This window comes from Psychrobacter sp. 78a-MNA-CIBAN-0178 (genome assembly GCF_040309625.1).
GTDB lineage: Bacteria > Pseudomonadota > Gammaproteobacteria > Pseudomonadales > Moraxellaceae > Psychrobacter > Psychrobacter okhotskensis.
Window position 1 is genome coordinate 1 of the sequence record NZ_JBEOOZ010000230.1, and the last position, 230, is coordinate 230.

Genomic DNA, 230 nt, shown 5'->3' on the forward strand with positions numbered 1-230 from the left:
ACATCAAGCAGTTTAATAACATCCTTTACTTTATCTGGCTGACACTTAACAATGCCCTCTATGATGTCCAAGCTCTCAAACTCACTATCATCTATTTGTAGACCTACTAAAAAATCAGCCCCTACTTTCTCTTTTAGTGCCAATAATGCTTGTTCATCCCAACGATCGCTTATGATAAAACAACAAATGATAGATAGTGGAAAGTCATCCATATTTGGTTGGTATAAAGC

General features: G+C 36.1%; 1 protein-coding gene. It reads right to left on the reverse strand.

Annotation, left to right across the window (positions count from 1 at the left end; translation table 11 throughout):
• Window positions 1-230: hypothetical protein (locus tag AAEY80_RS14935; protein ID WP_350588653.1), on the reverse strand; the 230-nt coding region annotated here is incomplete at both ends.